The 14903-nt window shown below is 52.1% G+C and carries 11 protein-coding genes, 2 pseudogenes and 1 riboswitch; of the genes and pseudogenes, 6 read left to right on the plus strand and 7 right to left on the minus strand.

The window, feature by feature from the left end:
* Positions 1–7 precede the first annotated feature (7 nt).
* Together O3W44_RS15235 and O3W44_RS15240 are read right to left on the minus strand one after the other, a co-directional pair.
* On the minus strand, positions 8–1240 hold the full coding sequence (locus O3W44_RS15235) for a multifunctional CCA addition/repair protein (RefSeq protein ID WP_269293716.1): 1233 nt from the start codon (positions 1238–1240) through the stop codon (positions 8–10).
* 157 nt (positions 1241–1397) lie between these two features.
* A pseudogene (locus tag O3W44_RS15240) lies at positions 1398–2019 on the minus strand (TIGR04211 family SH3 domain-containing protein).
* Between the two features lie 273 nt (positions 2020–2292).
* Between O3W44_RS15240 and O3W44_RS15245 the strand changes: the two are divergent.
* From O3W44_RS15245 to hldE, 4 genes and pseudogenes are all read left to right on the plus strand, one after another.
* The gene (locus O3W44_RS15245) at positions 2293–3603 is read left to right on the plus strand and encodes a CYTH domain-containing protein (protein WP_269293717.1); all 1311 of its coding nucleotides are present in this window, start codon (positions 2293–2295) and stop codon (positions 3601–3603) included.
* A 27-nt stretch (positions 3604–3630) separates the two neighbouring features.
* A pseudogene (gene glnE, locus O3W44_RS15250) lies at positions 3631–5981 on the plus strand (bifunctional [glutamate--ammonia ligase]-adenylyl-L-tyrosine phosphorylase/[glutamate--ammonia-ligase] adenylyltransferase); the annotation flags it as partial.
* 135 nt (positions 5982–6116) lie between these two features.
* The gene (locus O3W44_RS15255; protein WP_269294452.1) at positions 6117–6476 is read left to right on the plus strand and encodes a hypothetical protein; all 360 of its coding nucleotides are present in this window, start codon (positions 6117–6119) and stop codon (positions 6474–6476) included.
* Positions 6477–6552: 76 nt separating this feature from the next.
* Positions 6553–7977, plus strand: a complete 1425-nt coding sequence (gene hldE, locus O3W44_RS15260; protein WP_269293718.1) for a bifunctional D-glycero-beta-D-manno-heptose-7-phosphate kinase/D-glycero-beta-D-manno-heptose 1-phosphate adenylyltransferase HldE — start codon at positions 6553–6555, stop codon at positions 7975–7977.
* Between the two features lie 40 nt (positions 7978–8017).
* Here the strand turns inward: hldE and ubiK are convergent, their stop codons facing one another.
* A complete protein-coding gene (gene ubiK / locus O3W44_RS15265) occupies positions 8018–8446 on the minus strand; it encodes a ubiquinone biosynthesis accessory factor UbiK (protein ID WP_269293719.1) in 429 nt (142 codons plus the stop codon).
* Between the two features lie 172 nt (positions 8447–8618).
* Positions 8619–8768: riboswitch (FMN riboswitch) on the plus strand.
* A gap of 109 nt (positions 8769–8877) precedes the next feature.
* On the opposite strand from ubiK, the gene ribB reads away from it, so the two are divergent.
* Complete coding sequence (ribB, locus tag O3W44_RS15270; protein WP_269293720.1) at positions 8878–9534, plus strand: 3,4-dihydroxy-2-butanone-4-phosphate synthase; 657 nt, start codon at positions 8878–8880, stop codon at positions 9532–9534.
* Positions 9535–9614: 80 nt separating this feature from the next.
* On the opposite strand, the gene zupT is transcribed toward ribB, so the two are convergent.
* Positions 9615–10382, minus strand: a complete 768-nt coding sequence (gene zupT / locus O3W44_RS15275; protein ID WP_269293721.1) for a zinc transporter ZupT — start codon at positions 10380–10382, stop codon at positions 9615–9617.
* A 198-nt stretch (positions 10383–10580) separates the two neighbouring features.
* Here zupT and ygiD point away from each other — a divergent pair, with 198 nt between their 5' ends.
* A complete protein-coding gene (gene ygiD, locus O3W44_RS15280; protein WP_269293722.1) occupies positions 10581–11366 on the plus strand; it encodes a 4,5-DOPA dioxygenase extradiol in 786 nt (261 codons plus the stop codon).
* A 38-nt stretch (positions 11367–11404) separates the two neighbouring features.
* Here ygiD and O3W44_RS15285 read toward each other — a convergent pair whose 3' ends face one another.
* The 3 genes from O3W44_RS15285 to tolC all read right to left on the minus strand — a co-directional run bounded on the left by O3W44_RS15285 (position 11405) and on the right by tolC (position 14852).
* A complete protein-coding gene (locus tag O3W44_RS15285; protein WP_269293723.1) occupies positions 11405–12565 on the minus strand; it encodes a glutathionylspermidine synthase family protein in 1161 nt (386 codons plus the stop codon).
* Positions 12566–12574: 9 nt separating this feature from the next.
* Positions 12575–13243 carry a DUF1190 family protein gene (locus O3W44_RS15290; protein WP_269293724.1) on the minus strand — a complete coding sequence of 223 codons (669 nt, stop codon included), beginning with the start codon at positions 13241–13243 and terminating at the stop codon, positions 12575–12577.
* A 142-nt stretch (positions 13244–13385) separates the two neighbouring features.
* Positions 13386–14852, minus strand: coding sequence for an outer membrane channel protein TolC (gene tolC, locus O3W44_RS15295; protein ID WP_269293725.1), 1467 nt, complete (start codon positions 14850–14852; stop codon positions 13386–13388).
* Between the last annotated feature and the right edge of the window lie 51 nt (positions 14853–14903).

Consider the following 14903-nt stretch of genomic DNA (forward strand, 5'->3'; position numbering starts at 1 on the left):
CGGTCAGCTAGTTTGACCGCGAAGCCGCAATCCCTTCCGCGACGGCTGCAATGCGTCGTCGCGTTAACTCTTCCCGCACCTCAATGCCTTTAAATCCCGCCTCCACAACCGCTTTGGTTGAAACCGCCAGAGCCGAGGCAAAAGCACGGCGCAAATAATCGCCTTGCGGGTACGCCATGCTTTCTAATCCGGCGCGGCCGCGCGCATCCGCTTCGCTGGTCAGTGCCATCTGTTCAACGCGCTGCGGTTTACGCCAGGCATCAATGCGATCAAACAAGGCAACCAGCGATTCTGCCGACTGACGCTCAATCGTATGCACCACATCATGGAACTCGGTAACAATTAATGCTAAATCACGCACCGCGTTGGGTACACGCAGGCGCTGACACAACGCCTCAACCAGCGGAACACCGGCAGGGCCATGACCATGGTGGCTGGGCCACTTATCGGGCGGCGTAAGGGCTTTACCGACATCATGAAACAGGGTGGCAAAACGCACGTCGAGCGAGTCAGATAACGCCGTTGCGATAGCGAGCGTCATTAGCGTATGTACGCCAGTATCAATTTCAGGGTGCCATTTTGCAGGGGCCGGAATGCCAAACAGATTATCCAGCTCAGGAAACAGTATCTTTAACGCGCCGCAGTCGCGCAGTACCTGAAAATAGACCTGAGGATTACGTGAAGTCAGGGCTTTTTCGGTCTCTTTCCAAACGCGTTCAGCCGTTAAATGCGCCAGCTCGCCGCTTTCAACCATTTCACGCATCAGGGCCTGAGTTTCGTCAGCAATACGGAAGCTGAGATGGGCGAAACGGGCAGCAAAGCGTGCCACGCGCAACACCCGCAGCGGATCTTCCTTAAAAGCAGCAGAGACGTGACGGAGCTGGCGCTGTGCGATATCACGCTGACCATGATAAGGATCGAACAACTCACCTTTTTCGTCGCGCGCAATGGCATTGATGGTCAAATCGCGCCGCTGTAGATCCTGCTCCAGCGTGACATCCGGCGCTGACCAGGTAACAAACCCGGTGTAACCTTTACCGTTTTTGCGTTCGGTACGGGCCAGCGCATACTCTTCACGGCTGTCAGGGTGTAAAAAAACCGGGAAATCGCGACCAACTTGTTGATAACCTTGCTCAAGCATGGCTTCTGGCGTCGCACCCACGACAACCCAGTCTTTATCTTTAACCGGCAGTTTTAACAGCGCATCACGCACCGCGCCACCTACAAGAAACGTCTTCACTTAACAACTCCAGAGATAAATAAGTGACTTGCGCGCCTGCGGCTTCCTGTACCTTTAATCAGGCGTGCATGTTGGTCTATTGTTGCACATATTCGCTAAATTGCAGGCATGCCAAAAAGGGCATCTGACGATCCCCTTTCAAAAAGCAGGTTTAGACTTAATTCATCCAGCGATCATTTTTCTTACGACGCGGCACCATATGCGGCAATACTAAGCCTAAAAGTAAGCCTACGCCCAGCACACCGCCGCCGTACATAAACCACTGCATAATGATGGTGCGCTGTTTGTCGTCGAGCTGGACGTTAGCCGCATTCACTTTTTTTCTGCGCGACGATCAGCTCGTTTTTAAGCTTTTGATTCTCATCTTTTAGCCCGTTAATCACGCTGTCGCTGTTCGCCACTTTGTTCTGCATTTCTGAGGTGCGTTGGTTCCAGCTGTTGTCGATGTTATCCAGTTTGGCCGTCAGATCTTTGACCTGCTGCTCAAGCTGCGGTACACGGGTACGCAGGCTGGGACTGGCGCTCAACTGCGAAAGTGGGATCCATGTCGTCCGACCTTCCGAATCGCGAATTTGTCCGTAATTCGTATCGTTATTAGTTTGCAACAGCTGCACTTCTTCACCCGCGTTCAGCTTGCCGAGCAGGCGAAATTGATCGCCTGGTCCGCTACGAACCCAGGTGGATAACTCATCGGAGATATAGCGTTTTTCTTCGGCGTGGGCAGGTGCAAGCGTGCTGAGGACCAGCAAAGTAATTCCAGCGAGAGTGATTTTTTTCATTAGATTTCGATTTGCGTAATGACCAAAAAAATTTACCGGCACAGTCTGGAGAGGCTTCGCATAAATCTGAATGAGAACTATCCTGGTCTCATTTGCCTGCGAAAAGGGCCGCGAAAGCACAAAGAAAGCAGAGACAGCCCGGCTTCTGTGCATTACTCTTCGCCTGATATACCCTTTAGCTTTCAAGCTACAGCAACAGTAACATGCTGGTTACGGCTCGAAATATGCGGGTGAAATCCTCTTAAATGCCAGCGGCGTATTGAATAAAAAATTATGACCATTGAAATCGAATTAAAGTTCATTGCTACCACGCACAGTGCTGAGAAATTGGCAGAAACGCTTGCGGCGTGGCCGCATCAACATCAGGCTGCGCGCGAGTTAACCAACATCTATTTTGAAACCGACGACAACCAACTGCGGCGTTGGGATATGGGGTTGCGTATTCGCGGGGTTGACCAACGTTATGAAATGACGCTGAAGGGCGGTGGCAAAACGCTGGGCGGCCTGCATCAGCGTCAGGAATATAATGTTGATTTAGACGAGGCGACGTTAGATATCGCACGGCTACCTGCGGATATCTGGCCGCAGGGAACGGACATCGCGGCGTTGCAGCAACGTTTGCAACCCTTGTTCACTACTCACTTTCAGCGTGAGACCTGGCTGGTAACGGTTGGCAGCAGTGAAATTGAAGTGGCATTCGATCGCGGTGAAGTATTAACAGATGCATTTAGTGAACCGCTGATTGAAGTCGAGCTGGAATTAAAGCGTGGTGAGCGAAGTGACATGCTGGGCTTTGCTCAAAAACTGATTGCAATGGGTGGCTTGCGAATGGGAAGCCTGAGTAAAGCCGCTCGCGGTTATCAGCTGGCGCAGGGGAATCAGTTGCGTCCGATCCGTGCTTTCCCCGTACTGAAAGTTGATGCAAAGGCAACGGTTGAAGAGGGCATGATTGCGGCGTTGTCGGCTGGCCTTAACCACTGGCAATATCATGAAGAAGTCTGGCTACGCGGTAATACCTCCGCGCAGGAAGCTGTACGTGAGGCGCTGGAGGTTCTCCGCCAGGCGTTTGCTCTGTTTGGTGCGCTAGTGCCACGTAAAGCCAGCAGCGAGCTGCGACAAAAGCTCACAACGCTGGAAGAAATGCTGAATGACGAAACGGTTAATGCGGAAACGTTCTGTTTTTCTCCGCTTTCAGTAGAAACCCAGTTAGCACTGACTCACTGGTTGATTGAATCCCAGTGGCAGCAATGGATTGACGAGAAAAGCAAAGCCAAACTGCAGGGATCGTTTAAGCGATTCAGCGACATCATGCTGGCCCGCATCAATGCCGATTTGCGTGAGACTTTTAACTCAATCAAGCAGCCCAATGAATATCACGACAAAGCAACGCGCCTGTCGCGCCAGTTGTTAGCCGTTCATTTACTGGCTGGTGCTTATACGCCAGAGGCGGTCACGCTATGGCTGGCGGCCTGGCAACAGTTGCAGTTGGCTATCCAGTCACATCAAGAAAACGGATTAACCTGGCTGGCCGTACAGGCAATCAAACAGCCTGGTTTTTGGAAAAGCAGCGGCCCGGCACGCTAAACCTGCATACGCCATCAGGGAGGGATTATGTTGTCAGAATTACCTGCACTATTACGCACACAAGCTGAACGCGCAGCCGAGCGGCTGAACCTGACGCCCGACACGCTCAGCGCGGAACAGGCCGCTGGCCTGGCATTCAGTGATTTCGTGGTTGAAAATCTGCAACAACACCCCGACTGGTGGCGAGACCTTCAGCAGCGATCGCCTCAAGCGAATGAGTGGCAGCATTATGCTGAGTGGCTGGCTCAGGATATGCACGCAGTAGAAAATGAGGCGGCTCTGATGCGGGTATTGCGGCTGTTTCGCCGCCGCATGCTGGTGCGTATCGCCTGGATGCAGTGCCTTAACCATGCAACCACTGAGCAAAGCCTGCAACAGCTAAGCGTATTAGCAGAAGTGCTGATTGGATGCGCGCGCGACTGGGTTTATCAGGATTGCTGCCGCGACTTTGGCACGCCTTGTAATGCCGAAGGCGAGGCTCAGCCGATGTTGATTTTAGGCATGGGTAAACTCGGCGGTGGCGAACTTAACTTCTCTTCTGACATTGATTTGATCTTTGCCTGGCCTGAAAACGGCGTGACGCAAGGTGGCCGCCGTGAACTTGATAACGCCCAGTTTTTTACCCGGATGGGGCAACGTTTAATCAAAGTTCTCGATCAACCCACCGTTGATGGCTTTGTCTATCGCGTTGATATGCGTCTGCGCCCGTTTGGCGACAGCGGCCCGCTGGTGCTGAGCTTTGCGGCGCTGGAAGATTATTATCAGGAGCAAGGCCGCGACTGGGAACGCTATGCTATGGTCAAAGCGCGCTTGATGGGGGATGAGCAGGATCGCTGGAGCCTGGAATTGCAGCAGATGCTGCGGCCCTTCGTTTATCGTCGCTATATCGATTTCAGCGTGATCCAGTCGCTGCGTAATATGAAAAGCATGATCACGCGAGAAGTACGGCGACGAGGCTTGAAAAACAACATCAAACTCGGTGCAGGTGGCATTCGCGAAACTGAATTTATCGTTCAGGTTTTTCAGCTTATTCGCGGAGGGCGTGAGCGTTCGCTTCAATTGCGCGCTTTAATGCCTACGCTCTCGGCGATTGGGGCGCTGTCGCTGTTACCGATGGAGCAGATTGAGACGCTGCGCGCAGCATATCTGTTTCTACGCCGCCTGGAAAACCTGCTGCAAAGCATTGCGGATGAGCAAACCCAAACGTTGCCAGAAGAAGCACTTCATCAGGCGCGTCTGGCATGGGCGATGGGAATGGATAGCTGGCCCGCCTTGATGACGCAGCTTGAAATGCACATGGCCGCCGTGCGCGCCATTTTCGATGAGCTGATTGGCGAAGATACGCCCGATATTGACGATCAACGCGAACTGGCAGAGTTTACTGTGCTGTGGCAGGACGATTTGGATGAGGGTGAACTGGCGCTGCTGATGCCGCAATTAAGTGATGAACAGCGTTATTCGCTGCATCAAACGCTGACAGCGTTTCGTCAGGATATTAGCCGCCGCACCATTGGACCACGTGGCCGTCAGGCCCTTGATCAGCTTATGCCGCGTTTGCTGAGTGAAGTATGCCCGCGAGCGGATGCGGCAATAACTTTCCATCGTTTAACGCCGCTGCTGCTGGGCATACTGACGCGCAGCACTTATCTGGAGTTATTAACCGAATATCATGGTGCGCTGCGTCATTTGATCCGGCTTTGTGCCGCTTCGCCAATGATTGCCAGCCAGTTAGCACGTCATCCGCTGCTGCTGGATGAGCTGCTTGATCCCGCCACGCTCTATCAACCAACAGCCACCGACGCCTATCGCGACGAGTTACGTCAATATTTAATGCGTATTCCTGCCGACGACGAAGAGCAACAGCTTGAAGCGTTGCGTCAGTTTAAACAGGCGCAGCATTTACGCATTGCCGCTGCTGATATTGCCGAAACGCTGCCGGTAATGAAAGTTAGCGATCACTTAACCTGGCTGGCGGAAGCCATTATCGAATCGGTGGTTCAGCACGCCTGGAATATGATGGTGCAACGCTATGGGCGTCCTTCCCATCTTACTGACGAAAACGCGCGCGGTTTTGCCGTGTTGGGGTACGGCAAACTGGGGGCTGGGAACTGGGCTACAGCTCTGATCTCGATCTGGTGTTCCTGCATGATTGTCCGCTGGAGGCCGTGACTACGGGTGAACGCACCATTGATGGCCGCCAGTTTTATCTGCGTCTGGCGCAGCGCATTATGCATCTCTTTAGTACCCGAACCTCATCCGGTATTTTGTATGACGTCGATGCGCGTCTGCGCCCATCAGGTGCTGCAGGGATGTTAGTCAGCACGTTTGAAGCGTACAAAGATTACCAACATCATGAAGCCTGGACATGGGAACATCAGGCATTAATACGCGCCCGCGTGGTATTTGGTGAAGCGTCGTTGGGTGAGCGTTTCAGTGAAATTCGACGCGGCGTTTTATGTTTGCCGCGTGAAGGCGTTGCGCTCCAGACCGAAGTGCGAGAAATGCGTGAAAAGATGCGCACGCATCTCAGCAACAAGCACAAAGGGCGTTGGGATATTAAAGCGGATGAAGGTGGCATCACTGACATTGAATTCATCGCGCAATATCTTGTCTTACGCTACGCCGCTCAGCAACCTGCCTTAACGCGCTGGTCCGATAATGTACGCATATTTGAACTGATGGCGAAACATCAAATGATGCCGGAAGCCGAAGCGCAGGCGCTCACTGAAGCTTACGTCACGCTGCGTGATGCGCTGCATCATCTGGCGTTACAGGAATCGCCTGGTCATGTTGAACCCGAAGCGTTCGCGGCCGAGCGGCAAACGGTGAAAGAGAGCTGGCAACGCTGGTTAATTTCGCCGATTTCTCTCTGATCGCAAGGCTGATAGCACAAATCGCAACTGTGCTATCATCCGCGCACTATTTTTACAGCAGTCTGGAGTGTCTGGAATGAAAGTTACTCTGCCCGCATTTGGCCGCGCCTCTGTGCTGGTCGTTGGCGATGTGATGTTGGATCGTTACTGGTATGGCCCAACCAGCCGCATTTCGCCTGAAGCGCCCGTACCCGTGGTGAAAGTCGATACGGTTGAAGAGCGTCCCGGCGGCGCAGCGAACGTAGCGATGAACATTGCTGCGCTTGGTGCAGCATCACGTTTGATCGGTTTAACTGGCGAGGATGATGCGGCGCGCGTGTTAAGCAGCACGCTAAAAGACGTCAACGTTAACTGTGACTTTGTGACGGTGAAAAGCCATCCAACCATTACCAAACTGCGCGTGCTTTCCCGCAATCAGCAGCTTATCCGCCTCGACTTTGAAGAAGGTTTTGAGCAGGTTGATCCTGAGCCTATCCATCAGCGCATGCGTCAGACGTTAGCGGATGCAGGTGCGCTGGTGCTGTCTGATTATGGTAAAGGCGCGCTGAGTAGCGTTCAGACCATGATCACCCTGGCGCGTGAAGTGAAGGTGCCGGTGTTAATCGATCCAAAAGGCACCGATTTCGCACGTTATCGCGGCGCTACGTTGCTGACGCCTAACCTGTCTGAGTTCGAAGCGGTGGCGGGCAAATGCAAAAGCGAAGAGGATATCGTCACGCGCGGCATGCAGTTAATCGAAGATTATGAATTGTCGGCGCTGCTGGTAACACGTTCAGAAAATGGCATGACGCTACTGCAGCCTGGTAAAGCCCCGCTGCATTTACCTACGCAGGCGCAGGAAGTATATGACGTCACCGGGGCAGGCGATACGGTAATTGGCGTATTAGCGGCAACATTGGCAGCCGGTAATTCACTGGAAGAAGCCTGTTTCCTTGCCAACGCGGCGGCTGGCGTCGTGGTAGGTAAGCTGGGTACATCAACGGTCAGCACGATTGAACTGGAAAATGCTATTCATGCGCGCCCGGAGCAGGGTTTCGGCATCATGAATGAAGCGGCGTTGAAAGTTGCGGTTGAGATGGCGCGCAAGCGTGGCGAAAAAGTGGTGATGACCAACGGCGTGTTTGACATTTTACATGCGGGCCACGTGTCTTATCTTGCGAATGCTCGCAAACTGGGTGATCGCCTGATTGTCGCGGTGAACAGCGATGCCTCAACCAAACGACTTAAAGGTGAAAGCCGTCCGGTTAATCCGCTGGAAAATCGCATGATTGTTTTAGGTGCGCTCGAAGCGGTGGATTGGGTGGTCGCGTTTGAAGAAGATACGCCACAGCGATTGATCGCTGGGATCCTGCCTGATCTGCTGGTTAAGGGCGGTGATTACAAACCGGAAGATATTGCTGGCAGCAAAGAAGTCTGGGCAAATGGTGGCGATGTACGGGTGCTGAACTTCGAAGATGGCATTTCTACCACTAACATCATTAAAACCATTCGTGGAAATTGAGTGATGTAACAAGCGGGAGAATTTTCTCCCGCTTTGCCTCTTATTCCGGTGTGTTGTCCGATTTCACACGGGTATCAGAAGGGGTGGCCGGAGCTGATGAAGCGGGGGTCTGCGCAGGCGCAGATGCCTGAGTAGAAGCTGGCGCCTGGGTGGAAAGCGGAGCCTGAGTAGAAACTGGCGCCTGGGTGGAAAGCGGCGCTTGCGCTGAAGTCGCAGTCGGTGCTGATGCACTTTGGCTTTCTAGCTGTGCCAGACGCTGTTCCAGCGCCGCCAGTTTTTCACGTGTACGCAGCAGAACCTGCGTCTGCACATCAAATTCTTCACGGTTGACCAAATCCATGCGCGTCAACTGCGCCTGAAGAACCTGACGGATTTTCTTTTCGACATCGTCACCAAATTCACGAATTCCCTTCGGCATCGCTTCGTGCACCTGACGTGCAATTTGTTCAATTTTTTTCGTGTCGATCATGATGATTTCCTGGTTACGGGTTGCCGATAACAGCATTTTTGCAGATTCAGTATTCTTTAAGTGTAATGCCAGAAACGAAAAGGTTAAACCTCAAATCAGCAACGCAAGAAATGCAAAAGTATTTGCACTTTTGTTGATTGCTGCTCTGGATGATCGGCGCTATAGTAATTTCGCTTATTCTCAGGGCGGGGCGAAATTCCCCACCGGCGGTAAATCAGCTTTGGCTGAAAGCCCGCGAGCGCTTCACAATCGATCGTGAAGGTCAGCAGATCCGGTGTAATTCCGGAGCCGACGGTTAAAGTCCGGATGGGAGAGGGTAACGACATTTGCTGGGCTTTTGCCCAAGTCACGTTATTGCCACGTCTTTTTGACGTCACTCCTAAGCTCGCCCTGATTCTGGTAACTCATTACATTTAAAAGGTTTTATTACCATGAATCAGACGCTACTTTCTGAATTTGGCACGCCTGAACAGCGTGTAGAACGTGCTATCGCCGCACTGCGTGACGGACGCGGGGTGATGGTGCTGGACGATGAAAATCGTGAAAACGAAGGCGATATGATCTTCGCTGCCGAAACCATGACTGTTGAACAGATGGCGCTGACCATTCGTCACGGCAGCGGCATTGTTTGCCTGTGCCTGACCGAGGAGCGTCGCCAGCAGCTTGATTTGCCGATGATGGTGGAAAATAACACCAGTGCTTACGGCACCGGCTTTACCGTCACTATTGAAGCTGCTGAAGGCGTTACCACCGGCGTTTCAGCCAAAGATCGTATTACCACCATTCGTGCAGCCATCGCTGATAATGCCAAACCGGGTGATTTAAACCGTCCTGGCCATGTTTTTCCGTTACGTGCGCGTGACGGTGGTGTATTAACCCGTGGCGGTCACACCGAAGCGACTATCGACCTGGTTACGCTGGCAGGCTTTAAACCCGCTGGCGTACTGTGTGAACTGACCAATGACGATGGCTCAATGGCCCATGCGCCAGAAGCGATCGTATTTGCAAAACAACATGCTATGCCGGTCGTGACCATTGAGGATTTAGTGGCTTATCGCCGCGATCGTGAAACACGTCAGGCAAGTTAGTCAGCGTCTCCTGTTAAACAGGCCGGTAATCCGGCCTGTTTTGTTTGAGCTGACATCCGTAATCATCCGTCCGTGCATATTCAACCTATACCGGTAGTTTGCAACAGCGTCAGGCTCAGGCCCATTACCGTCATACCGCATAAAACGCCGTAGCTCGGATTGTTGTGCGGATCGATTTCGCGTGCCAGCGGCATCAGTTCATCAACTGAAAGAGCAACCATAATCCCGGCAACTGCTGCCATGACCGCAGCGATAACGACCGGTGAAACCAAGGGTCCCAGCAGCATAAAGGCGATAATACCGCCTAAGATCTCTGCCATTCCGGAAACGCAGGCCCAAAAAATAGCCTTCATTTTCGACCCGGTTGCCGCATACATTGGCCCCGCTACTGCCAGCCCTTCCGGAATATTATGTATCGCTACCGCCAGCGCAATGCCCATTCCTAGCTCCATGTCACTGCTGGCTGTCACGAAGGTTGCCACGCCTTCCGGAAAGTTGTGTAAGCTAATGCCCAGCGTGAGCAAAATAGCGGTACGGCGTAAGTTAGCTGGACGGCGGTTCGTCACCATCATGTCCTGCGGATGCTGATGCGGTAACATGCGATCCAGGGCAAAATAGCCCAGCAGACCGAGCATAAACATGCCGTAGCCTAAAACAGGCGACATCCCTTCTGCATGAAGCGCAGTCGGCAACATCTCCATCAAAGAGATCAGCAACATAATGCCAGCTGCAAATCCGAGGGCGAAAGCCAGAACACGATTAGACGGCTTTTGCCCCATAACGCCGAACAGTGCGCCTATGAACGTTGCTGCGCCTGCCAGCACGGTTAGCAGTAAAGGTACTGACATTGCACTCTCCTTAAATGATAATTATTCCCAATAAAATTACCTTTAACCTTACAAAAGATCGAGTTTTGTTACGTAAAGAAATGTCGACTTAAGTTTGTTCAAATTATCTGAATATGATCATCACGCTTATCCGCGTGATAAGCTGAACAAACGGCGTATCGTAACGGCCAGTCAGCCTGCGCCTTTTAAGGATTTTGTATGAGCCCGTTACGTATGCCTGCGCTTTTTTTGGGTCACGGCAGCCCAATGAACGTATTGGAAGAAAATCGCTACACCGAAGCCTGGCGTAAGGCGGGACAAATCCTGCCGCGTCCACGCGCAATTCTCGTAATATCTGCACACTGGTATACCCGTGGGACGGCTGTAACAGCCATGGAAAATCCACGCACCATTCACGATTTTGGCGGCTTTCCACAGGCGTTATTTGACACGCATTATCGTGCACCGGGTTCGCCTGCCTTAGCGCAGCAGATTGCCGAAATATTGATGCCGGTTCCGGTGCAGCTGGACATGGACTGGGGATTCGATCACGGATCGTGGGGAGTGCTGAACAAAATGTATCCTGATGCGGACATCCCTGTGGTGCAACTGAGTATTGACGCCACACAGCCTGCGGCATGGCACTTTGAGCTGGGTCGTAAGCTGGCAGTATTACGCGAGCAGGGTGTGATGATAATAGCCAGCGGCAATGTGGTGCATAACCTGCGCAGAGTACGTTGGGGCGGTGACAATGATATTTATCCGTGGGCCACAAAATTTAACCAGTTTGTTCGGGAAAATCTCGCTTTTCAGGGAGAAGCGGACACGCACCCGCTGGTGAATTTTATGCAGCATGAAGGGGCCGCACTGTCGAATCCCACGCCAGAACACTATTTACCGTTACTCTATATTTTGGGCACACGTCAGGCCGATGAAGCCATAAGTATTCCGGTTGATGGCATAGAGCTGGGCACCATCAGTATGCTGTCGGTTCAGGTGGGTTAAAGAGGGCAAACAGGCCAGTAAAGCTGGCCTGTTCAGTTTTATTCAATAAACGCATGCGGATAAAAACGTGAGAGATCTTGCGTGATCAGGTCACGATCTTCGCGTAGACCGATACCGGCAGGCTGATCGTCAATCAACCAACTGCCAATCAGCGTGTAGCTGTCACCAAATTTAGGCAAAGGATGAAATTGTTGAACAATCATTCCTTCTTCACCATAGGGACCTTCCACGCGAGCAATTTCAGTGCCATTTTCAACAATACGGATATTGGCACCTTCACGTGAGAACAGCGGTTTCACCACATATTTTTCCATAGGTGGAACCTCATCCTCGGCAAAATAAGCAGGCAGTAAATTAGGATGATCAGGGAACATTTGCCATAACATCGGCAGGAGTGCTTTGTTCGACAGAATACTTTTCCAGGCTGGCTCGAGCCAGCGAACACCCGCGTCAGCCAGCTTAGTGGAAAACATTTCGCGCAGCATGAATTCCCACGGATAGAGCTTAAACAGATTACTGATCACCTGATCGTGCGCATCAGTAAACTCGCCTTTTTCGCCCAGGCCAATTTCATCAATATAGAGAAACTCGCTGGGCAAACCCGCTTCTGTGGCGCAATCCTGCAAATACTGAACAGTGCCGCGATCTTCATCAGTATCACGACAACAGGCGAAATGCAGCCAGTTAAAACCGTGTTCTTGATGCAAACTGGCGAAGCGATCGATTAACTTCTCCTGCAGGCTGTTGAACTGATCGCTGCCTTGCGGCAACTGACCTGCATTTAGCTGATCTTCCAGCCATAGCCACTGGAAAAAGGCTGCTTCATACAGTGAGGTAGGCGTGTCAGCATTGTTCTCTAACAGCTTCGCATCGCCTTTGCCGTCCCATGCCAGATCGAGACGAGAATAGAGCGACGGCTGACGCTGCCGCCACGAATCGCGCACAAAGTCCCACGTATGTTTGGGAATGCGAAATTTAGTGAGTAACGCTTCGCTGCTGACAACTTTTTCCACCACCTGTAAGCACATCTGATGCAGTTCTGCGGTGGTGGCTTCAAGCTGTTCGATCTGCGCCAGCGTGAACTGATAATAAGCATCTTCACACCAGTAGGGTTCACCGTGCATGGTGTGAAAACGAAAGCCAAATTCGGTGGCCTTTTCTCGCCAGCCGGGACGCTCGGAAATAGCAATGCGTTGCATATTGCTGTGTTAGCCTCCCAGCGAGCGGGTTGATGTGCCGGTAGCACTACTGCGCTGCATTGTGTTTTGCTTCGCAACAGTTTCACCGAAACCACCGCGCGTGATGGTTGAGGTAGTAGCCGGTTTAGGCGCTAACGCGGTTTTTGGCACGTTCATAGTACGGCCTGATGTCGCTGAGCCATAATTGCGCCCTGAAGCATCAACAAACTGTCCGTTTGCCGGGCTGTTAGCGGTTTTAGGAGAAAACAGCGGTTGTTGAGCAAAGCCTGCGCCGCCGCCCATCATGCGACCCATCATATAGCCCGCCATTAATGGCATCCAGAAGCTGCCGCTTTGCTGTGTTTCAGCATTCGTTGTGCCAACACCTGCTTGTGCAGGCGTCTGCTGGCACTGATTTTCACCGAATTCAGCTACGCAATCTTCACGGGTTGCGTATTTTGGTGCGGTGCGTTCCGCTTCCTTCAAGGCGTTATTATATGCAGTGGTGCACTGTGCGCTCTGGTTTGGATTGGCTTTTGCACAATCATCAGCGTTTTGGTAGAGCGACACGGTTTCATCATTTTGTTCGCAACCCGCCAGCATGAATACCGCTGATACAGCGATAGCCACCGGCGTTAAGTGTCGTGCCTGCCAGCTCTTGCGAAAAGCGGCATAGCGAATGGATTTTGTCCGTTTCATTATTGTGATCCTGTGCCCAAAGATAGTGCATAGAATAGGGGATGAGTGGTGAAAAATGAAGCTGGAGGCTTGATGCAGAAGGGATCTTTACGTAGCTATACGTTGGATAGAGAAGCGGGCCGCAAAGCGACCCGCAACGCATTTAATTACCGAAAGGATTGCTGCTGTTTTGTTGTGCTGCAGGACGGGCTGTAGCTGGCGTCGCTGCCGCGGCAGGGCCATTATCGACACGTGCCGTTTGCTGTGCATTTTCCGGAGCAACCGTTTCTGGCGAGGTGGGGATCTCTTTGCCTAACTGGCTGTTCAGCACTTGCAGGCTCTGCTCGTTTAAGGTACCCAACGCATAGCTGATGTTCAGCTGGTTGATCAGATAGCTGTAACGGGCATCAGACAACTGCTGTTTAGCGTTATACAGCACGGTCGTTGCGTCTAATACATCAACGATAGTTCGCGTTCCTACCTGATAACCCGCTTCTGACGCGTCCAGTGAACTCTGCGCAGAAACTACGGCTTGTTTATACGCCTCAATACTGCTGATAGACGCATTCACGTTATTATAAGAAGAACGCACGGTTTGCACGGCAGAGCGGTGCGCACCCTCTAACTGTTCGCTGGCGCTAACAAAGTTGTATTGCGCCTGCTTTACTTGTGAGGTGACTGAACCGCCGCTGTAAAGCGGTAGGGAGAAGCTCAGGCCAACCTGATTGGAACCGGTAATGGAGTCCGTTGAACCAGCGGTCTGGTTCGCGCGGCTTCCGCCATATTTGGTATTAGACATACCGGTTGAAGCGGTTAAGTTCACCGTCGGCAGGTGGCCGGTTTCGGCTGAACGGATTTGCTCACGGGCTAAATCCTGATTCAAACGGGCAGTTAACAAGTTCAGGTTACGGCTTTCAGCTTGTTTCAGCAGTGCGTTCACTGGCTCAGGCTTGTTGGTTTTGAAACGCTCAATATTCAGTGACGCCAGAGAGAGATAATCCATACCGGTAATCTGGCGCAGCGATTCAACCGCGTTGTCGAGGTTATTGCGCGCGGTGACTTCATTTGCCAGCACGCTGTCATATTGCGCACGGGCGTTTTGAACGTCAGTAATCGCCACTAAGCCGACATTAAAGCGTTGGGTTGTTTGATCCAGTTCGCGATAGATAGACTGCTTCTGCGCCTCGGTGTACGAAAGGGTATCAATTGCTTCAAGCACGTTGAAGTAGGCTGTAGCGGTATTCAGGATCAGATCCTGCTGTGAAACCTGATAGCTGACATCCTGAATACCCGCTGTTTTTTCCTGCAGCGTCAGGGCACGCCATTTTAACATATCAAAAATGGTCTGTGTTAATTGCAGCGACCCGCTGGTCGTGTTGGAATGAATTCCGCTACTGTCGCGATAACCGTTGTTGTAGGCGTAATCTGCACCCAAACCGAGTTGTGGTAATAAAGGGCTACGCGCTTCATTGATTTTCTCAAAGGCTGCGTCACGATTCGCCGCAGCACTGCGCAAATCAGGGTTACTCTGACGCGCTTGTTGATAAACCTGAAGCAGATCTTCTGCCTGGCTGGCGAAGCTGAAACCGCCCAGGCTCAGCCCAATAAAAAATGGGAGCAGTTTTTTCATTTGCATTCCTTGTGTTGCAGCAAATTGTGGTAGTGCGCTGCCGGGTAAGCC

The organism is Pantoea sp. LMR881 (assembly GCF_027157825.1).
In the GTDB taxonomy this organism is placed as follows: domain Bacteria; phylum Pseudomonadota; class Gammaproteobacteria; order Enterobacterales; family Enterobacteriaceae; genus Pantoea; species Pantoea haifensis.